This is a genomic window from Cryptosporangium sp. NPDC048952 (assembly GCF_043197895.1).
Taxonomy (GTDB): domain Bacteria; phylum Actinomycetota; class Actinomycetes; order Mycobacteriales; family Cryptosporangiaceae; genus Cryptosporangium.
The window spans coordinates 1294360-1312883 of record NZ_JBICTY010000002.1 but is presented as its reverse complement, the minus strand read 5'-3'; the positions used below and the strand labels follow the sequence as shown (position 1 = coordinate 1312883).

The 18524-nt window shown below is 70.7% G+C and carries 17 protein-coding genes; 8 read left to right on the top strand and 9 right to left on the bottom strand.

All coding sequences use genetic code 11. From position 1 onward, the window contains the following. Positions 1-100: 100 nt before the first annotated feature. The 3 genes from ACGFY5_RS14395 to ACGFY5_RS14385 form a co-directional block, all read right to left on the bottom strand. Positions 101-850 (bottom strand): SDR family NAD(P)-dependent oxidoreductase, encoded by a 750-nt coding sequence (locus tag ACGFY5_RS14395; protein ID WP_392720064.1) that lies wholly within the window; start codon positions 848-850, stop codon positions 101-103. Continuing rightward, complete coding sequence (locus ACGFY5_RS14390) at positions 847-2433, bottom strand: amino acid permease (RefSeq protein WP_392720063.1); 1587 nt, start codon at positions 2431-2433, stop codon at positions 847-849. The genes ACGFY5_RS14395 and ACGFY5_RS14390 overlap by 4 nt, the downstream gene beginning before the upstream one ends. A 169-nt stretch (positions 2434-2602) precedes the next feature. Continuing rightward, positions 2603-3214 carry a TetR/AcrR family transcriptional regulator gene (locus ACGFY5_RS14385; protein WP_392720062.1) on the bottom strand — a complete coding sequence of 204 codons (612 nt, stop codon included), beginning with the start codon at positions 3212-3214 and terminating at the stop codon, positions 2603-2605. 86 nt (positions 3215-3300) lie between these two features. Between ACGFY5_RS14385 and ACGFY5_RS14380 the strand changes: the two genes are divergently transcribed. Further along, positions 3301-4758 carry an MFS transporter gene (locus ACGFY5_RS14380; protein WP_392720061.1) on the top strand — a complete coding sequence of 486 codons (1458 nt, stop codon included), beginning with the start codon at positions 3301-3303 and terminating at the stop codon, positions 4756-4758. Between the two features lie 7 nt (positions 4759-4765). On the opposite strand, the gene ACGFY5_RS14375 is transcribed toward ACGFY5_RS14380, so the two are convergent. Continuing rightward, complete coding sequence (locus ACGFY5_RS14375) at positions 4766-5461, bottom strand: VC0807 family protein (RefSeq protein ID WP_392720060.1); 696 nt, start codon at positions 5459-5461, stop codon at positions 4766-4768. 36 nt (positions 5462-5497) lie between these two features. Between ACGFY5_RS14375 and ACGFY5_RS14370 the strand changes: the two genes are divergently transcribed. Further along, positions 5498-6313 carry a PaaX family transcriptional regulator C-terminal domain-containing protein gene (locus ACGFY5_RS14370; protein WP_392720059.1) on the top strand — a complete coding sequence of 272 codons (816 nt, stop codon included), beginning with the start codon at positions 5498-5500 and terminating at the stop codon, positions 6311-6313. Here ACGFY5_RS14370 and ACGFY5_RS14365 read toward each other — a convergent pair. Further along, complete coding sequence (locus ACGFY5_RS14365; protein WP_392720058.1) at positions 6290-6784, bottom strand: Lrp/AsnC family transcriptional regulator; 495 nt, start codon at positions 6782-6784, stop codon at positions 6290-6292. The genes ACGFY5_RS14370 and ACGFY5_RS14365 overlap by 24 nt on opposite strands. Positions 6785-6901: 117 nt before the next feature. On the opposite strand from ACGFY5_RS14365, the gene hppD reads away from it, so the two are divergent. From hppD to ACGFY5_RS14350, 3 genes are read left to right on the top strand one after another with little or no spacing between them, the layout of a single operon-like run. Further along, the gene (gene hppD / locus ACGFY5_RS14360; protein ID WP_392720057.1) at positions 6902-8047 is read left to right on the top strand and encodes a 4-hydroxyphenylpyruvate dioxygenase; all 1146 of its coding nucleotides are present in this window, start codon (positions 6902-6904) and stop codon (positions 8045-8047) included. 39 nt (positions 8048-8086) lie between these two features. Then, positions 8087-8680 (top strand): GNAT family N-acetyltransferase, encoded by a 594-nt coding sequence (locus ACGFY5_RS14355; RefSeq protein WP_392720056.1) that lies wholly within the window; start codon positions 8087-8089, stop codon positions 8678-8680. A gap of 52 nt (positions 8681-8732) precedes the next feature. Continuing rightward, positions 8733-9899 carry a mandelate racemase/muconate lactonizing enzyme family protein gene (locus ACGFY5_RS14350; protein ID WP_392720055.1) on the top strand — a complete coding sequence of 389 codons (1167 nt, stop codon included), beginning with the start codon at positions 8733-8735 and terminating at the stop codon, positions 9897-9899. On the opposite strand, the gene ACGFY5_RS14345 is transcribed toward ACGFY5_RS14350, so the two are convergent. After that, positions 9896-11326 (bottom strand): FAD-dependent monooxygenase, encoded by a 1431-nt coding sequence (locus ACGFY5_RS14345; RefSeq protein ID WP_392720054.1) that lies wholly within the window; start codon positions 11324-11326, stop codon positions 9896-9898. The two genes, ACGFY5_RS14350 and ACGFY5_RS14345, sit on opposite strands and share 4 nt — an antisense overlap. A 197-nt stretch (positions 11327-11523) precedes the next feature. Here ACGFY5_RS14345 and ACGFY5_RS14340 point away from each other — a divergent pair, with 197 nt between their 5' ends. Continuing rightward, complete coding sequence (locus ACGFY5_RS14340; protein WP_392720053.1) at positions 11524-12690, top strand: sensor histidine kinase; 1167 nt, start codon at positions 11524-11526, stop codon at positions 12688-12690. Further along, entirely contained in the window at positions 12683-13333 is a 651-nt protein-coding gene (locus ACGFY5_RS14335; protein WP_392720052.1) for a response regulator, read from the top strand. The genes ACGFY5_RS14340 and ACGFY5_RS14335 overlap by 8 nt, the downstream gene beginning before the upstream one ends. Here the strand turns inward: ACGFY5_RS14335 and ACGFY5_RS14330 are convergent. Continuing rightward, positions 13330-14532 carry an alpha/beta fold hydrolase gene (locus tag ACGFY5_RS14330; RefSeq protein ID WP_392720051.1) on the bottom strand — a complete coding sequence of 401 codons (1203 nt, stop codon included), beginning with the start codon at positions 14530-14532 and terminating at the stop codon, positions 13330-13332. The genes ACGFY5_RS14335 and ACGFY5_RS14330 overlap by 4 nt on opposite strands. A 55-nt stretch (positions 14533-14587) precedes the next feature. After that, positions 14588-16342, bottom strand: a complete 1755-nt coding sequence (locus tag ACGFY5_RS14325; RefSeq protein ID WP_392720050.1) for a BTAD domain-containing putative transcriptional regulator — start codon at positions 16340-16342, stop codon at positions 14588-14590. Between the two features lie 92 nt (positions 16343-16434). Between ACGFY5_RS14325 and ACGFY5_RS14320 the strand changes: the two genes are divergently transcribed. Next, complete coding sequence (locus ACGFY5_RS14320; RefSeq protein WP_392720049.1) at positions 16435-17697, top strand: glycosyltransferase; 1263 nt, start codon at positions 16435-16437, stop codon at positions 17695-17697. Here ACGFY5_RS14320 and ACGFY5_RS14315 read toward each other — a convergent pair. After that, positions 17690-18505: an SDR family NAD(P)-dependent oxidoreductase gene (locus tag ACGFY5_RS14315; RefSeq protein ID WP_392720048.1), complete on the bottom strand. Its 816-nt coding sequence runs from the start codon at positions 18503-18505 to the stop codon at positions 17690-17692. The two genes, ACGFY5_RS14320 and ACGFY5_RS14315, sit on opposite strands and share 8 nt — an antisense overlap. Positions 18506-18524: the final 19 nt, after the last annotated feature.

Below are 18524 nucleotides of genomic sequence, written 5' to 3'. Positions count from 1 at the left end.
CTCTCACGCCCGCTACCGGCGTGAGCCCCGGTCACGGCGTGCTCCGATTCGGAGTCGCTGGACCGCGGGCCTTGCGGGCGTTGCCCGCAAGGCCCAGGCGTCACACAGCGGTGAACGCGTTGTCGACGAACAGCTGGGTGCCGTTGACGAACGATGCCTCGTTGCTGAGCAGGAAGAGCGTCGCCGTGGCGACCTCCTCCGGGGTGCACATCCGCCCCTGCGCAGCGGCGATGGCCTCGGGGGACACGTCCACGCCGTACTTGGTGAGCAGTTCGACCTCGCGCCGGCCGTGCGGAGTCTCGATGAAACCGGGGCAGACCGCGTTGCAGCGGATGCCCTGGTCCCGGTACTCGACGGCGATCGCGCGGGCGAACTGGTGCACCGCGCCCTTGGTGACGTCGTACAGCACCTCGGCCGGCGTCGCCGCGACCGCCGAGATCGACGACGTGCACACGATCGCACCACCGCCCGCGGCAAGCATGCCGGGCAGCACCGCCTGCGTCATCACGAACATCGAGCGGACGTTGACGTCCATCAGGAAGTCGTAATCCTCCTGGGTGGTCTCCAGGAACGGCTTCACGACGATCGTGCCGGCGTGGTTGAACAGCAGAGTCGGCGTCCCGAGAGCGGCGGTCCCCTCGGCCACCGCCGCGTGCACCTCGGAAGGCTTGCTGACGTCGGCGTGGGCGAAGAACCCGCCCACCTCCGTCGCCAACGCACGCCCGAGTTCCTCCTGGCGATCGACCACGATCACCGAGGCGCCCTGCTGCGCCAGGAGCCGGACCGCGGCCGCGCCGGCACCGCTGGCCCCACCGGAGACCAGCGCGACGCGGTCCGCGAAACGGGTCACGACTTCTCACCCACCGCTTCCTCGGCGGCCCGGATGGCGCTCTCGCGCGCCGCGATGATGTCACCGGTCGGCGGGCCCTGGAACCGGCGTCGCTCGACGGCGAACCAGATGACCAGCGCCAGCACGATGAACCCGATGGTGATCTCCAGCGCGTAGTCGTTCGGCGGCTGCACACCGATGAAGATCAACAGCGCCATGGCGACGATCGACAGCACCGCAATCACCTTGAACTGCAGAATCCCCATGTTCCAGGGACCCATGTGCGGCCACTTCGGTCCACCGATGGCGACCAGGCCGAGCGCGATCGGAACCGTGAACGAGAGGAACAGGAAGATCACCGTGCAGGAGACGACGATCGAGTACGCCGGCGTGCCCGCGATCGTGATCGACGAGGTGAACCAGACGAACAGCGTGGCCAGCGTGCCGGCGACCCAGATCGACCCGATCGGCACGCGCCGCTTGGGGCTGACCCGGGCCAGGGCCTTGGACACCCCGGGGATGCCGCCGTCGCGGGAGAACGCGAACAGCATCCGCGAGACGCTGGTGACCGTCGCCAGACCGCACAGGAACTGGCAGACGAAGATCAGGACGTAGAGGATGTCGCGGACGGCGTGGTTCATCCGCTCGTCCATGGCCCAGAAGAAGACGTTCCAGCCCTGCTGGGCCGCCTGGTCCATGTTGGGGATCATCAGCACGAACGCCGAGAGCATGACCCAGCCGGCCAGCCCGGACCACAGCACCGACGACACCATGCCCGACGGCACGTTGCGGGCGGCCTTCACCGTCTCCTCGGACGTGTGCGCGGAGGCGTCGTAACCGGTGATCGTGTAGACGGGCAGCAGCAGGCCGAGCAGGAACGCCATGCCGATGCCGACGGTCTTCGGCCACACGGCGTCGGAGCCCTCGCCGCCGGTGTAGTCGTGGAACGTCCACAGCCGGGAGACGTCGATGTCCTTCGCGGCGACCAGGCAGGCGATCGTCAGCGCGATCGCCGTGGCGAAGATCAGGTAGCCGGACAGGTCGGTGAGCTTGGCGGTCAGCCCGATACCGAAGTGGTTGATCAGCGCCTGGGCGCCGGTGATCAGCGCCATGAAGACGACCCGGGTGGTGAGGTTGTCCTCGAGGCCGAGCCGCTCGCCGAACGCGCCGAACACGAAGTAGAACGTGCCGATGTTGATCGCGCCCAGGACGGTGACCAGGCCGAGCAGGTTCAGCCACGCCGACAGCCAACCGGTGAACCGGTTACCGAGGATCGAGCCCCAGTGGTAGAGCCCGCCGGCGGTCGGGTACGCGGAGGAGATCTGGGCCAGGCCCAGAGCGAAGACACCCGAGATGAGCACGCCGATCGGCCAGCCGATGCCGATCGCGGCGCCACCGGCGCCGGAGGTGGCCTGGCCTAACGAGTTGATGCCACCGGAGAGGATGCAGATGATCGAGAACGAGATGGCGAAGTTCGAGAACTTGCTCATTCGTCGCTCGAGCTCCTGGGCGTAGCCCATCCCGTGCAGGGTCTTGGAGTCCTCGTGTCGGTCGTCCTCGGTGTATTCCGCGGCCGCGGTTCTCTTCCGACCTGTTGATGCCATGCGCCCCTCGATTCTGCCGGACGAAAGCGTCAGACCTTGAAAGGAATGTGTCGAAATGCGGCATGCCCTCTGTTGAGGGTCGCGACGCTGCGGAGTCTGTACTACCACGCGCAGACGTGGACGGACCGTCATTCCTGAAGGTCGGTGTCCGCCCTGATCAGACCGTTACTCAGGGGGTGGTGCCGTAGACGAGGCGCAGGACCGCGTCGGCGAGGGTGTCGAGCAGTTCGTCCTCGTCGTAGGCGCCCGGATTGCCGTAGACATCGGCGAACATCACGCTGCGCAGATGGACGGCCATCTTGGCGATCAGGTCGGGCGGACCGGACACCGTTCGGCCGGCCTCCGCGTCGCGCGTGATGCGCTTGCTGAACAGCGTGCAGCCCTCGTCGACCAACCGGTCGCGGACGTGCATCACCTCGGGACCGGGGTCGGGCGTGACGAACGCTTCGCGCAGCCAGCGCCCGTCGGTCTTCCAGCGCGCCAGCCCCGCGGCCAAGCCCCGGCGCAGCTCGTCCCGGCCGAGCCCGTCGGCGGCGAGCCACTCGGCCATCTCCAGATCGGCCTCGGCGATCCGCTGGTCGACGAGCGCTGCGAGCAGGGCCTGCTTGGACTCGAAGTAGAAGTAGAAACCCGACCGTGCGATGCCGGCGGCCCCGGCCAGCTCGTCGATCGTCACCTGGCTGATCGGTTTGTCGCGGAAGACGGTCCGCGCGGCATCGATCAGGGCCTGCTCCCGCTGGTCGCCTTTCGTCGGGGCGCGGCGGCTCTTGATCGGGGGCATGACTCGACCTTAACAGCGATCGACGCCACGTCGTTGTTTTTCGACATGGTGTTGAGAATTATCGGCGACGCGTCTACGTTCGGGTCATGTCCATGAGAACGCGCCTTGCGTTACCCGTCGCCTGCTACGTGGTGCTCCTCGTCTCGGCGCTGCAGACCCTCGTCGTCCCGGTCGTCGCCGATATCCAGGCCGACCTGGGCGTCTCGACCAGCGCGGCCAGCTGGGTCGTGACCGCCAACCTGCTCGCCGCCGCCGTCCTGACCCCGATGCTCGGCCGGCTCGGCGACCTGTACGGCCGCCGCCCGGTGATGCTCGGGGTCCTGGCCGTGGTGCTGGTCGGCTCGGTGCTCGCCGCCACCACGTCCAGCCTTCCGCTGCTCCTCGCCGGGCGGGTCGCCCAGGCGGCCAGCTTCGGGCTCTTCCCGCTGGCCATCGGCATGCTCCGCGAAGAACTCCCGCCGCGGCGACTGACCGGCGCGATGGCCCTCGTCAGCGGCATGCTCTCGGTCGGCGCCGGATTCGGCCTGGTGGTCACCGGCTTGTTGATGCGCGACGGCGGTGACTACCACGAGCTGTTCTGGCTGGCCGCCGCGCTGACGGCGATCGGTCTGATCGGTGTGTGGCAGCTTCCCCGGCGCGCCGGTGCCGCCACCGGCAGCCTCGATTGGGCCGGTGCCGCGCTGCTCGGCCTGGGCCTCGTCCTGCTGATCCTGCCGCTGGAGGAGGGCAACGGCTGGGGCTGGGGTTCGGCCCGGGTGCTCGGCTGCCTGGCCGCCGCGGTCGTCGTCCTGGTGGGATTCGTCCTGCTCGAGCGGCGGATCACCCACCCGCTGGTCAGCCCGCGGATGCTCAGCCACCGCCCGATCGTGGTGGCCAACACCGTCGGCCTGTTCCTCGGTTTCTCGATGTTCGCCGTGTTCCTGGCCGTCTCCGCGCTGGTGCAGACGCCGCACGGCGTCGCCGGTTACGGTTTCGGTGCCTCCGTGCTCGCCGCCAGCCTGGTCTACCTGCTGCCGGGCACGGCCAGCGGCGTGATCTCCGCGCCGCTCGGCGGTCGGCTCGTCTCCCGCTTCGGTGCGAAGGCGACGCTGGTGATCGCGGCGGTGCTGGCCGGCGTCGGCTTCGCCATGCTCGCGGTGCTGCACTCGACCACGTGGGAGGTCATCGTCGGCGCCCTGGTGGTCAACACAGCGGTCACGTTCGGGTACGCGGCCCTGCCCGCGCTGCTCGTCGCGCACGTCGAGCCCGCCGAGACCGGCATCGCCAACAGCGTGAACTCGATCGCCCGGTCGGTCGGCATGTCGCTGGGCACCGCGTTCGTCGTCACGATGATGACCCGCAACCCGATCTCCGGGCCGGTGCCGCTGCCGCGGGAGACGCAGTTCGTCACCACGTTCGTGGTCGGCGCGGTGCTCGCGGCGCTGGCCGCCGCCCTGGTCGCCTGGGCTCTGCCCCGGGCACGCGAGGCCCACCTCACGGTGCGCGAAGTGGAGGCCGACGAGGTGCTCGGCGCCGCCGGGTTGGAGGTGCCGGCACCCCGTTGAGGGACCGTCAGCTGGTGGCCGCGGCCGGCGGGAGGGCGCCGGCCGCGCCGCGCCGCTGGGCGGCGGCCTGCGACCGGCGCCCCACGGTGATGCTGACGAAGACCAGGGCCGCGATCACGACGTACGGCACGACGTTGTTGACGACGACCATCGGGCCGGTGCCCAGGCTCCAGGTGAGCACCGCCCGGATCACCGCTTCGCCGAGCAGCGTGGCGCCCCAGACGATGGTGAGCAGCCGCTGGACGCTCCGGAAGTTCGGGTGCACCCACAGCCCGTCCCACCAGTCCCGCTGCACCTTGGAGCCGTCGGTGGCGAAGCGCCTGCCGAAGTAGAACGTCAGCGGCTTGCCGACGAACAGCGTGACGAGGAACGCCAGCCCGACCACGCCGTTCGTGATCGAGTCCTTGAGGAACACCGCCCGCGCGTCGTCGGAGAACACCGTGGTGGCGATCCCGGCGACCAGGCCGAGAAGCACGAACACGCTGAACTCGTCCACGTGACGCTGCCGGTGCAGGGTCCAGGCCAGCTCGGCAGCGGGCCAGATGCCCGACAGCAGCAGCGCCGGAACCTCACCCACGCCCGCACCGGTGAGGACGAAGTACGTCACGATCGGCAGCACGATGTTGGCGACGATCGGGATCAACCACGACTGGACCGCGGACTGCGTGCTCGCGGGCCGGCCGGCGGGGGGAGTGTCGACCACGTCGGGCCTCCATAGGTGACGCTGTAGGATACGACCGTGAACGACGTTATCACCGATCGAACGAGCCGTGGGCGGTCGGTCGGGCTGGTGCCGTTCCTGTTCGGGCTCGCCGGTAGCCCGACGCTGCCGGGCGTCGGGCTCCGGCGGTTGCTCGGTGATCTGGGCGTCTCCGACGATGCCGCCCGTGCGCTGCTGGCCCGGCTGACCCGGGCCGGACAACTGGTCAGCGAGCGGCACGGCCGGACCGTCGACTACCGCCTCGCCGGTGATCTCGCCCGGGGCTTCGAGCGGATCCGCTCGAGCGACCAATCGGGGCCGGTCGAGTGGCCCGGCTCGTTCGCCGCGGTGATGTACCAGGTGCCCGAGGAGCACCGCGCGTTTCGGGACGCGATGCGGCGGGCCGCGGTGCTCGCCGGGTACGGCGTTCTGCAGCCCGGGGTGCTGATCTCCATGTCCGAGCTCGGCGACCGGCTCGACGGTGTGCTCGCCGAGCGGCCGGGTTCGGCGCGGGTCTGGCCGGCGCGGCTCGCGCTGAGCGTCGAGGACGCGGCCGAAGCGGCGTCGATCGCCTGGGACCTGCCGGGCCTCGCGCGCTCCTACCGGAGCCACCTGACGCGGCTGGACGCGACCGACGCCGTCCCGGACGACCCCGGGGAGGCGCTCCGGGCCTACGCCGAGACGGTGATGCCCGTCCTGGTGGAGACGCTGCGCGAGCCGCGGCTCCCGGCGCCGCTGATGCCCGCCGACTGGCCGGGCACCGAGCTCCGCGCGGCCGTCGGCCGGTTCTCGGGGGCCGTGATGCCGCGGGTCCACCCGTACGTGGCCGAGCTAGCGGGTGGGGTCCATCGCTGACCGTCCCGCACCGGCGTCCGCCTCGGTGGCCAGCAGCGGAAGCGTCCGCCACGGCACCAACTGCGAAAGGATGACGACGCTCGTCGAGCGGGCGACGAGCGTCGACTTGTTGAGCTGCACCAGGGTCTGCTGCAACGCGTCGTGCGACGTCGCGGCGATGCGGCACAGGACGTCGCCGGTTCCGGTGGTCGCATACGCCTCGAGGACGCCGGGGATCGCGACGAGGTGGGCGCGCACCGCCTCGATCGCGCCCTGGGCGATCTCCAGCGTCACGAAGGCCTGCACGGCGAATCCGGCCGCGGCGACGTCGACGTAGGGTCCGAAGCCGGTGATGACGCCCGCGTCCTCGAGGCGTTGCAGTCGCGCGGCCACGGTGGCCCTGGCGACGCCGGTCACCCGCGCGAGTTCCAGGACTCCGGCGCGGGTGTTCTCGTTCACCGCGCGGAGGAGTGCGAGATCCAGAGCGTCCATCTATGGCCTTTGCAGTTTGAGCAGTTGCACTGGCACTTTACTGCCCCAGATGACCAGCTGGTGCAGTCAAACGTGCACTGCTTGCCCACCTCGGCGCCGCCGGTCTGCAATATCGGCATGACCCTGGAACAGCAGCTCGTAGGACTGGTCGAGTACGACGCGTCCGCCGACCCCTTCCCGGTGTCCGGCTGGGACGCCCTGGTCTGGTCGGTGGGCAACGCCCTGCAGACCGCGCACTACCTTCAGACGGCGTTCGGTATGGAGCTGGTCGCGTACTCCGGTCCGGAGAACGGCAACCGCGACCACCACGCCTACGTGCTGCGGTCCGGCGGCGCACGGTTCGTCATCAAGGGCGCCTACGACCCGGCGAGCCCGCTGGCCGACCACCACCGCGCGCACGGCGACGGCATCGTCGACATCGCGCTCACCGTGCCCGATGTGGACCGCTGCATCGACCACGCGCGTGCCGAGGGCGCCACGGTGCTCGAGGAGCCGCACGACGTGAGCGACGAGCACGGCACGGTGCGGATCGCCGCGATCGCCGCCTACGGCGACACCCGCCACACGCTGGTCGACCGCTCCCGCTACGACGGTCCCTACCTGCCCGGATACGTGGCGCGCACCTCGACCCTGGGGCGCCCGGCGAAGCGCATGTTCCAGGCCGTCGACCACGTCGTCGGCAACGTCGAACTCGGCGCGATGGACCGGTGGGTGGACTTCTACAACCGGATCATGGGCTTCACGAACATGGCCGAGTTCATCGGCGACGACATCGCCACCGACTACTCGGCGCTGATGAGCAAGGTCGTGGCCAACGGCAACCACCGGGTGAAGTTCCCGCTCAACGAGCCGGCCGTCGGCAAGAAGAAGTCCCAGATCGACGAGTACCTGGAGTTCTACGGCGGGCCGGGCGCCCAGCACGTCGCGCTGGCCACCAACGACATCCTCACCACTGTGGACGCCATGCGCGCGCAGGGCGTCGAGTTCCTGACGACGCCGGACTCGTACTACGAGGAGCCGGAACTGCGGGCGCGGATCGGGCAGGTGCGGGCGCCGATCGAGGAGCTGCAGAAGCGCGGGATCCTCGTCGACCGGGACGAGGACGGCTACCTGCTGCAGATCTTCACGAAGCCCACTGGTGACCGGCCGACGGTGTTCTTCGAGCTGATCGAGCGGCACGGCTCGCTCGGCTTCGGCAAGGGCAACTTCAAGGCGCTGTTCGAGGCGATCGAGCGCGAACAGGAGCGTCGCGGCAACTTCTGATAAGTGGTTGGCTGATCGGGAGCACCGAGGAGGCCGCCCATGACACTCGCCGAGCAGATCGTCACCCCGGCGTCGCCGCTGCTCGCGGAGCGGGTGACCGAGCTGGTCACCGCGTCCTGCGCAGAGCTGGACGTCTACCGCTGGGTGTTTCCGCAGGCCGCGATGCGCGCCGAGGCGTTGGCGGCGAGTTGCCGGCTGGCCGTGGAGCAGGCCTGGTCGACGCCGGGCGGCCAGGTGGACGTCGTTACGGAGGACGGCGAGGTGCTCGGCGCGGCCGTGTGGTTCGCCGGGCGTCCGGCGTTCCCGCCGGAGCCGTTCGCGAAGTACCTGACCGGCGTCGGGACCGCTGCCGCCCGGCTTCGGCAGATGGAGGAGTTCCTGCTCGCCACCCATTCCGGTGACGACGAGGACTACCTGCGGTTCCTGGCGGTCGTCCCGGATCGACGCGGGGTGGGGCTGGGCTCGGCGTTGCTGGCCCACCACCTCGCGCGGCTGGACCGGGTGGCGACGGTCGAGGCGGTCTCCCGACGCGGCGTGACGCTGTGCGAGCAGCACGGTTTCGTGCGGGTCGGCCCGGAGTTCCGGCAGGGCAGCCGTCCGATCATGATCCCGATGCGCCGCGAGCCGTCATAATTCGAGATGGCGTCTTGACTTACGCGATGCGGACGGCCGAGTATCGGCTTTCATGAAGATCACGGATGTCTCGCCGATTCCGGTGACGCTGAAGTCGGCACGTGAGCCGATGTCCCTCTCGTTCGTGCGGATCGAGACGGACAACGGACTGGTCGGGTACGGCGAGGCCTGTGACAGTTACGGCGCCACCTACGCGGGTGTGATCGGCGAGATCATCACCCAGGCGTTCGCGCCGATGCTCGTCGGGCACGACCTGGTCGCTGTCGAGCCGGTGGTCGAGCGCCTGCGCCTGTCGACCCGGCGTCGGCTCGGTGACCACGGCGTCGCGGGTCAGGCGCTCAGTTCGATCGAGATCGCGCTCTGGGACCTCGTCGCGCAGGCCGCCGGACGGTCGGTGAGCGAGCAGCTCGGGCAGGTCCGCGACCGCGTCAACATCTACGCGTCGTCGACGTTCCTGGACGAGGGGCCGGCGCAGTTCCACGCGGATCTGCTCGCCCCGCTCCTCGAGCGCGGAGTGCGGTACGCGAAGGTCCGGGTCGGTCCGGAGTGGCAGAAGGACCTGCGCACGCTGACCGAGCTGCGGGGACTGCTCCCGGACGACCTGGAGCTGATGATCGACGGCAGTGACACGTTCACGCTGGCCACCGCGATGCAGGTGGCCGAGCGGCTGGGTGACCTGAACATTCGCTGGTTCGAGGAGCCGATTCCCCAGGCAAACCGGGCCGCCATCGCCGCGCTCTCGGCGAAGTCGGCGGTGCCGATCGCGTACGGCGAGCACCTGTACGGGCGTGAGGACGCGTTGGCCGCACTCGCGGAGGACGGCGTCTCGGTGCTGCAGCCCGACGCCTCGACGTCCGGTGGGATCGCCGAGGCGCGGGCCATGGCCGGTCTCGCGACGTACTACGGTGCCCGGGTCGTGCCGCACACCTGTGCCGGACCGGTTGCGCTCGCGGCGAACCTGGCCCTCGCGGCGTCGGTGCGCACGATCAGCCTTCTCGAGTACCCGTTCTTCCTGGCCCCCGCATGGGACGCGCTCGGGGCGAGCGAGCAGTTCGGGATCGAGGCGATCCGGGACGGCTCGCTCGCCGTGCCGAGCGGACCCGGCCTCGGGTTCCGCCTGGCCGACGACGTCGCGGCCCAGTTCCCGTACCAGCTGCCCGGAGCCCGGGTCGTCGGCACGGTCGCGGGTGTCCTGGACCGCTTCGTCGGCGACCGCTAAGCGCTGCGGCGACCAGCACCGAACCAGCGGGAGAGCTGGCCGTTCAGGGCGTGCTGGTCGTCACCGAGCCAGGCGACGTGGCCGTCGGGACGGAGCAGGAGGGCCGGGACATCCAGGGCCACCGTGGAGTCCGCGAGGTGGTCGACCCGGTCCGACCAGTCGCCGACCGACAGCCGCTCCGTCCGGTCGAGCACCAGGCCACGGCCGCGGTGCAGCCGCCCGTACAGGTTCCCCTCTTTCAGATCGACGTCCGGCAAGCGCCGACCGAGCAGGTCAGGACCGTCGCCGAAGTCGTACCGGATGCTGACGGCCGCGATCTTCTCGATCAGGTGGCGGTTCACCGCGTTGATGTCCATCAATTCGCTGAACAGTCTGCGCACGGCCTGCGGGCCCGGCCCGGTCGCCGACAGCTCCGTCTGGGCCCGGGTGTTGTCCAGCACGTCCGCGGCGACCGGATGACGTTCGGCCTGGTACGTGTCGAGCAGCGTGTCCGGCGCCCAGCCGCGAACCTGCGCGGCCAGTTTCCAGCCCAGGTTGATCGCGTCCTGGATCCCCAGGTTGAGGCCCTGCCCGCCGAGCGGAGGATGGATGTGCGCGGCGTCGCCGGCCAGCAGCACCCGGCCGACGCGGTAGCTGTCGACCAGCCGGGTGGCGTCGCCGAAGCGTGACAGCCAGCGCGGGGAGTGCACGCCGAAGTCGGTTCCGGCGAGAGCGCGCAACTGTGCGGCGAAGTCCTCGAGGGTGGGCGGTACGGCCCGGTCGCCGACCCCCGCCGCGGGGATGATGACCCGGTAGCTCCGCTCGCCGAACGGCAGGAACATGAACCGCCGGTCGGTCTCCCGTAGCGTGGCGACGGTGGCCGTGACCTCGTCGCGCGGCAGCGCCGCTTCCATCTCGCCCATCAGCGTGTCATTCCGCGAGGGCTCGCCGGGGAAGCCGACGCCGAGCAGTCTGCGCACCGTGCTGCGCGCCCCGTCACACCCGACGAAATACCGCGCGCGCAACTGCTCGCCGTCGGCCAGTTCAACGGTGACCCCGTCGTCGTCCTGTGCGAACGCGGCCACCGCGGACCCGCGCCGGACCTCCGTCCCCAGGGCGATCGCGTGTTCCTCGAGCAGGCGGACGAGCACCGGCTGCGGGATGCCGAGCAGATAGGCGTACGGGGAGTCCAGACCGGTCGGCGCGGGTTTGTCGATGGCGGCGAAGAACCCGCCCGCGGGGCGCTGTCGTGCGTGTTCGCGAACGCGGTCCAGCAGGCCGCGCATCGCGAGCAGCTCCAGGCTGCGGATGTGCAGGCCGACGATGCGGACGAACGCGGCGGGCTCGGTCTCGGCTTCCAGGACGAGGACGCGCACGTCGTGCAGCCGCAACTCGGCGGCCAGCATGGCGCCCGTCGGACCGCAGCCGGCAATGATGACGTCGAACATGTGGTGTTGCCTTTCGGGAGTGCTCGAGGCGCTCCCGGCGACACCTACGTCAGTCGCCAGCCCGTGACGGGTCGGGGAGCACCCACGTCGCTAGGTTCATGGGTCTCACCTCCTCGGGCGGTGTCACGGTCGACGTCAAGGTACAAGCCGGGGGTTTCGCCGTCCACTCAATTACGGGTGCGCAAGGATGCCTGAGCGTGGGCGAAGCTATCGAGTCACCGCGTCTGCCGAAGCCGGTGGGTGCGGTGCGCGCTTTCTGGGCGCGCCATCCGAGGCTGGTCGACGCGTCGCTGGTCCTGCTCTGCGCCGTGTGGAGTTTCGACACCGGAGACGGCATCACGGTGCCCCAACCCGTCGACGGCGCGTGGTTGGCGGTCAACCTGACCGTCTCGGTCACGATGCTGCTGCGTCGGTCCCGGCCCTGGTGGACGCTGCTGGCGGTGACGGTGGGCGGCGCCGTGATGAGTGACCATTTCATCGGCGTCGCGCTGGCCTGCGCGCTCTACGCCCTCGCCGCCTACCGGTCCACGCGCGACGCCGTGCTCGGCGCTGTTCTTGCCACGATCGTCCTGCTGGCAGCGGGCAGCCCGGACGACTTACGCGGCACCGTGATCGGGCTGGTGGCGATCGCGGTGATCGCGGTGCTGCCGGGTGCGAACGCCCGGATCCGGCGCAGCTACCTGCAGGCCCTGCTGGACCGCACGGCTCAACTGGCGCGGGAGAAGGAGCAGGAGGGCCAGCTGGCGGCGGCACGCGAGCGCACGCGTATCGCCGCTGACCTGCACGACATCGTGGCGCACAGCCTGACCGTGATGGTGCGGCTCGCCGACGGCGCCGCGGCGGTGACGGACAGCGACCCCCGCCGGGCGACCTCGGCGTCCGAGCGGATCGCCGACATCGGCCGGGACGCGATGACCGACATGCGCCGGTTGCTGGGGGTGCTCCGCGAGGACCCGCCCGATGAGCAGCCGTCCCAGGACCTGGACGCACTCGTCGCCACGTTCCGGGCCGCCGGGCTGCCGGTCGACGTCCGCAGCCAGGGGGAGGAGCCTGCGTCACCGAGCCTGCGGAACGCGATTTTCCGCGCCGTGCAGGAGTCTCTGACCAACGCGCTGCGCTACGCCGAGGATCCGCAACGGGTGCTCGTCGACATCGACTACCGCGACGATCCGATCCTCATCGCGGTCACCGACGACGGGCGCAGCGTCGGGCCGGCGCCGTCGGTGGGCTCCCAGCAGGGGCTGAACGGCTTGGCGGAGAGACTGCTGCTGTACGGCGGTACCGTCGACGCGGGGCCTCGCTCTCCGCACGGATGGGCCGTCCAGGTCACCCTGCCCCAGCACGCCAAGGAAACCGATGGATGAGACGTCAGTGCTCCTCGTGGACGACCAGGCCCTGGTACGCGAGGGGATGGCGATGGTCCTCAGCCGGGAACCCGAGCTCCGGGTCGTCGGCGAGGCCGACGACGGCCGCGCCGGAGTCGAACTCGCCCGCCTGCACCGGCCGGACGTGGTGGTGATGGACGTCCGGATGCCGGTGCTGGACGGCATCGAGGCGACCCGCGAGATCGTGGAGCACTGCGCGGAGACGCGGGTGCTCATCCTCACCACGTTCAACCTCGACGAGTACGCCTTCAACGCGCTGCGCGCCGGGGCGAGCGGCTTCCTGCTCAAGGACGCGCGCTCGGCGGAGCTGGTGGCGGCGGTCCACACGGTGGCGGCCGGCGAGGCGGTGGTCTCGCCGCGCATCACCCGGACGCTGCTCGAGCACTACCGCGCCGGGCCCGCCGCCCCGCCACCGGACGCCCGGGTGCTGGACGCGCTGACCGACCGGGAACGCGAGGTCCTGGTGGCCATCGGCCGCGGGCTCTCCAACCCCGAGATCGCCGAGAAGCTCTTCCTCTCCGAGTCGACGGTGAAGACGTACGTGGGGCGGATCCTCGCCAAACTCGACGCACGGGACCGAGTGCACGCCGTCATCTGGGCGCATCGCCACGGCCTCGTCTAATGCCAAGGCTGCTCGGCGGCGGTGTACGGCGCGGCCGGTAAGGCCCCTCCGGTCAGAAAGGCGACGGTGGCCGCGGCGGTTTCGGCCGGCTCGTCGGCGAGAACGGAGTGTCCGGCGCCGTCGATCGTCAGCATCGTCGCTCGCGGGAACGTGTCGCGGTACTCGCGGGTGATCTCCCAGCGGAGGTAGTCGCACTCGGCCCGCAGAACCAGCACGGGCGTCTGATTGCGGCGCAACGCCGGTCGGGGGTCGGCGGCCTTCGACGCAGAGCTGACGGTCGCGATGTTGACCCACAGGCTGTAGCCGGCGGTGGCGTCGACGGGCCGTTCGATCGTGCGGGCATTCCGGCAGCCGGCGCTCAGGTCGAGGCTGCGCACGAACTGTTGGTAGAGCCCGTCCGCCGTGCGGTCGGAGATCAACGTCCTGGCCGCCCGCGATCCGCCCACCTGGCCCAGGAAGAACGTCGCCGCGAAGCGGGTGTGTGCGGCGAGCTTCCGGCGCTGGTCTGCGTTGCCGTTCGGTGTCAGGCTGCCGTCGCCGAAAGAGTTGCTCGACATGGCTCCGGGACTCGCGACGACCGCCTTCGCGACGTTGTCCGGGTGCGCGGCGAGGTAGTGGGCGAGGAGCTGCCCACCCCACGACGAGCCGATCAGCACCATCTTCGGGACGCCCAGCTCCAGCCGGATGGCTTCGAGGTCGGCGACGTGCCGGGCAACCGTGTATTCGCTCGGATCGAGTCGGCTCGACTGGCCCGCGCCGACCTGCTGGTAGTTGTAGACGGCGAAGCCGGCGTCGGCGAGGCGCTCGGCGAACTCGTTCCTGCTGCTGGTCGGGGCTCCGGGACCGCCGTGGACGAGCACCACCGGTTCGCTGTGCGTCACGGTGTCGGCGGTGCGGACGTAGGCGATCCGGGAACCGGTCGGCAGATCCCAGTACCGGACGGCCGGCGAGTCGGGCAACGGCGTGTAGGTCGCGGACGCCCCGAACCAGGCCCAGGACAGTCCCGCCACCAGCGAGAGCGAAACCGCGAGGCGGGCGGCTGCGATTCGCCGTCTCTTCAAGCCGGTCGCGCACCCGACCGCAACGAGGGTGGCCACGGCGTACGCCAGCAGCGCGTTCCCCGTCGTCTGTGCGGTGACCAGCAGGGCGACGAAGAAGAACAGCACGGCGGCGAACACCGCGGCGATTCCTTTGATCATGGCTTCGACGCTAGGGACGCGGACCGGCGCCCCCATCCACCCGCGGTGCCGTCATCTAGTGGTACTGCGGTACCGCCGCGGCGCGTTTGGCGACCGAGCGGATCAGTGGATTCGTGGGTCGGTAGCCGTCACCGGCCTCGACCAGCAGCGCGACGTCGGCGAGCGTGTCCAGCGTGAAAAACGCCCGGTGCGCGGGCACGTCGAGCCGAACGGCAACGTCGTGGGCAGACACCTGTTCTGCGGGCAGGACGCCGACGAGCCGCAGAACGCGGGCTGCGAACGGCTCGAGTTGCCCATAAGCGCGCATGATCGCGGCGGTGGCCACGACACAGTCGTGGTGGACCTCGCCGTAGGGGTCGTCCATGTCCCCGGCCAACTGTTCGGCCACCTCCGCGATGCTCCAGCGGGGGCGGGTCCGGACCCGATGCGCGGCCATGCGGATCCCGATCGGATAGCCACCGCACAGCTCGACGATGCGGCGGACCGCCTCGGGCTCCGCGGCGGCACGCGCCGCGCCGGCCACGCTGGCGAACAGGTCCACGCTGTCCGGATCGGACAGACCACCCAGCCGGACCCACGTCAGGGCGGCCGTGGCGACGAGTTGTCGGTCCGCCGTGACCAGCAGTGCGGCATCGGGGGCGACGCGCCGCACCAGGTCGATCTGAGCGGCGTCGTCCACGTTGTCCAGCACGAGGAGCAACTCACGGCCGGCGGTCAGCGCACCGAGCGCGGCGGCGCGCCCGCCACGGGTAGCGGGGACGTCGTGGTCCGCGCCGAGCAGCTTCAGCCACTCCAGCAACACGCCGTCGATGCCGCCCGCGTCGCGAAGATCGGAGTACAGGACCCCCGCCGGGAACGCGGCGGCGATGCGGCGAGCGGTGTGCACCGCGGTGGCCGTCCGGCCGATGCCGGCCAGGCCGTACACACCCGCGAGCCTCGCCCTGCCTTCCAGCGCCGCCACGAGCGCGTCGACCTCCGTCCGGCGCCCGACGAAGTCCGCGAGGTCCGGCGGGAGGAGGGCGGCAGGCCGAGCCGCCGTGACGGTCGGCACGTCTCCGCGCAGGATGCGTCCGTGCATGTCGCTCAGCGCCGGGCCCGGATCGAGGCCGAGTGCGTCGCGGAGCAACCGGTGCCCGTCGCGGTAGACGTCGAGGGCCTCGGCCCGTCGTCCACGTCGGTACAGCGCGAGCATGAGCAGCGCGCGGGGGCCTTCGCGCAGCGGATGGCCCGCCACCATCCGGGTCAGCTCCGCGACGTCCTCGGGGGTCGGATCCGTGCTCTCCAGCCGGGCGCTCAGTCGTACTTCGGCGGCGGAGGCGCGAAGCTCGGTGAGACGGGTGCGCTGCGCCTCCGCCCAGGCGCCGGAGATGCCGGACAGCGGCACACCGGATTCCTCCGCGAGCACGGCGTCGAGTGCGGCCGCGGCGGCAACGGGGTCGCCGGCACGGAGCAACGCCTGAGCGCGGTCCAGTGCGGCGCGCAGGTCCCAGACGTCGGCGGACAAGTGGTCGCCGGTGAGCACATAGGTCTCACCGACGGTGACGATCGCCGCGCCGGTGTCCGTGAGGAGGCGCCGCAAGCGCGAGATGTACGTGCGGGCGGTACCCAGTGCGGCCCGGGGTGGATCGTCGTCCCAGATCGCTCGGATCAACTCGTCGGGCGTCGCCGGACGGCCTTCGCGCAGTACCAACGCGGCGAGCAGCGCCTGCTGCTGCGGCGATCCGACGGGCAGTTCCCGGCCGTCGTGCCACAGGCGTAACGGTCCCAGGGCCGAGAAACGCAGGCGTTTCCGCTCGTTCGCTGACGACACGCACCCACACTACGCAGCGTGTTGAGCGGCCGTCGATCAAACGTTGAACTAGTTCGGGTGATGTGTCCTCTGTGCACACACGGGAGGAACACATGAAAATCATCGTCGCGGCGCCACCGATTCCGGGTGAGACGTTGCCCCTGCTCCAGCTCGCGAAGGCTTTGGCGGGGCGCGGGCACCAGGTGACGATGCTGGCGGGCAGCGGATTCCGCGCTGCGGCCGAGGAGGCGGGCCTGACGTTCGCGTCGCTCCGCGGGGCCGCCGACTACGACGTCGCGGACCTCGTGGCGGGTCGGGAGGGTCTCCCGCCCGGGCCGGTTCAGCTGAACTTCGACTGGATCTCCAGCTTCATCAATCCGATGCCGGCCGAGCACGAGGCTCTGCAGGACTTGCTCGCCGCCGATCCGGACCAGCACCTCATCGCCAACGTGCTGTTCCTCGGTGCGCTGCCGGTCGCGTGCGGCGCGCCCGGCCTGCGCCCGCGCCGGTGGGTCGGCGTCAGCGTGGTTCCGCTCCCGCTGAGCAGCGACGACACGTCGTTCATGGGGCCGGTACCCGTCGGCCCCGGCGACGATCAGCGCGCGGCGAACCGCGCCGCGAACGCCGAGTTCGCGGCCGCGCTCGCGCCGTCGAGGGAGCGGCTGGAGGACGTCTTGCGCGAGATGGGCGCGGACGCCGTGCCGGACTCGGCGTTCACCGACACGATCATCCTCGCGCCGGACGCGACAGCGGCGCTGACCGTGCCGGGGTTCGAGTTCCACCGGAGCGACCTGCCGGAGACCGTGCACCTGGTCGGCCTCCTCCCCGCCCTGCAGACGGACGGTTGGGAGCCGCCCGCCTGGTGGCAGGAGCTGGACGGGCGACGCCCGGTCGTGGTCGTCACCCAGGGCACGCTGGCCAACCACGACCTCGGGCAGCTGATCGAGCCGGCGCTGACCGGTCTGGCCGGGCTCGACGTCACGGTCGTCGCGGCGCTGGGCGGACCCAAGGCGCTCTCGATCCCGACGCCGGACAACGCTCGGGTGGAGGCGTTCGTCCCGTTCGATCGGCTGCTGCCGCGTGCCGACGTGCTCGTCACCAACGGCGGCTCCGGCGGGGTGCACCAGGCGCTCGCTGCCGGGGTGCCGGTCGTGGTGGCCGGCGAGACGGAGGACAAGCCGGCCAACGCCGCCCGGGTCGCCTATCACGGGCTCGGCGTCAACCTCGGTACTGCCACCCCGACGCCGGGAGCCGTCGCGGAAGCGGTGCGGGCGCTGCTCGGCGACGGCGAGATCCGCGAGAACGTGCGGCAGCTCGCGAAGGTCTACAGCGAGCACGACCCGGTCGACGGGATCGAGCGGCTGCTGTTCAGTTGACCTGGGTGCCGAACGCGGCGACCGACACGTCCTGCCAGTCGCGCCAGGTCTGCAGGCGCTCCTGGTAGGTCGCTTCGATGGTCGGGAAGAGGCGGCCGAGGATCAGCCGACGCGGCGGGTTCTCGGCGTCGACGAGCGCGAGGACCGCCGGCTTCGTGGCGGCCGCCTCACCGATCTCGAACTCCGCGGCCGTGTCGACGTGGGTCTGGGCGTAGTCCGGGTGCTGAGCGCTGTGGCGGGAGCCGCGGTCGAGCCAGTCGGTCCGGTACGGGCCCGGCTCGACGCAGGTGACGTGGATGCCGAAGCCCGCGACCTCCTGGGCCAGGGACTCCGTGATGCCTTCGAGGGCCCACTTGGAGGCGTGGTACGCGCCGATGCCGGGGTAGGCGCGGACGCCACCCTCGCTGGTCACCTGCAGGATGTGCCCGCTGCCCTGCCGGCGCAGAACGGGCAGCACGGCCTGGGTGACCCAGACCGCGCCGAAGAAGTTCGTCTCCAGCTGCTGGCGCAGCTCGCGCTCGGTGAGTTCCTCGACCATGCCGAAGTGGCCGTAGCCGGCGTTGTTGACGACGACGTCGATGCGCCCGAAGCGCTGCACCGCGCGGTCGACGGCCGCGAAGACGCCCTCGCGGTCGGTGACGTCGAGCTCCAGGGGCAGAACGGCGTCGCCGAAGCGGTCGGTCAGGTCTTTCAACGAGTCGGTGGTGCGTGCGGTGGCGACCACGCGGTCGCCGCGCTCCAGGGCGGCCTCCGTCCAGAGGCGGCCGAAGCCGGTGGACGTGCCGGTGATGAACCAGGTTTTGCTCATGGCCCCAGCCTGCGTCGGA

What these genes read in the sequence shown, in the direction of transcription:
- ACGFY5_RS14390 (WP_392720063.1), bottom strand. Translation starts at nt 2,433, where the DNA reads ATGGCATCAACAGGTCGGAAGAGAACCGCGGCCGCGGAATACACCGAG.
- ACGFY5_RS14385 (WP_392720062.1), bottom strand. Translation starts at nt 3,214, where the DNA reads ATGCCCCCGATCAAGAGCCGCCGCGCCCCGACGAAAGGCGACCAGCGG.
- ACGFY5_RS14380 (WP_392720061.1), top strand. Translation starts at nt 3,301, where the DNA reads ATGTCCATGAGAACGCGCCTTGCGTTACCCGTCGCCTGCTACGTGGTG.
- ACGFY5_RS14365 (WP_392720058.1), bottom strand. Translation starts at nt 6,784, where the DNA reads ATGGACGCTCTGGATCTCGCACTCCTCCGCGCGGTGAACGAGAACACC.
- hppD (WP_392720057.1), top strand. Translation starts at nt 6,902, where the DNA reads ATGACCCTGGAACAGCAGCTCGTAGGACTGGTCGAGTACGACGCGTCC.
- ACGFY5_RS14355 (WP_392720056.1), top strand. Translation starts at nt 8,087, where the DNA reads ATGACACTCGCCGAGCAGATCGTCACCCCGGCGTCGCCGCTGCTCGCG.
- ACGFY5_RS14350 (WP_392720055.1), top strand. Translation starts at nt 8,733, where the DNA reads ATGAAGATCACGGATGTCTCGCCGATTCCGGTGACGCTGAAGTCGGCA.
- ACGFY5_RS14345 (WP_392720054.1), bottom strand. Translation starts at nt 11,326, where the DNA reads ATGTTCGACGTCATCATTGCCGGCTGCGGTCCGACGGGCGCCATGCTG.
- ACGFY5_RS14335 (WP_392720052.1), top strand. Translation starts at nt 12,683, where the DNA reads ATGGATGAGACGTCAGTGCTCCTCGTGGACGACCAGGCCCTGGTACGC.
- ACGFY5_RS14330 (WP_392720051.1), bottom strand. Translation starts at nt 14,532, where the DNA reads ATGATCAAAGGAATCGCCGCGGTGTTCGCCGCCGTGCTGTTCTTCTTC.
- ACGFY5_RS14320 (WP_392720049.1), top strand. Translation starts at nt 16,435, where the DNA reads ATGAAAATCATCGTCGCGGCGCCACCGATTCCGGGTGAGACGTTGCCC.
- ACGFY5_RS14315 (WP_392720048.1), bottom strand. Translation starts at nt 18,505, where the DNA reads ATGAGCAAAACCTGGTTCATCACCGGCACGTCCACCGGCTTCGGCCGC.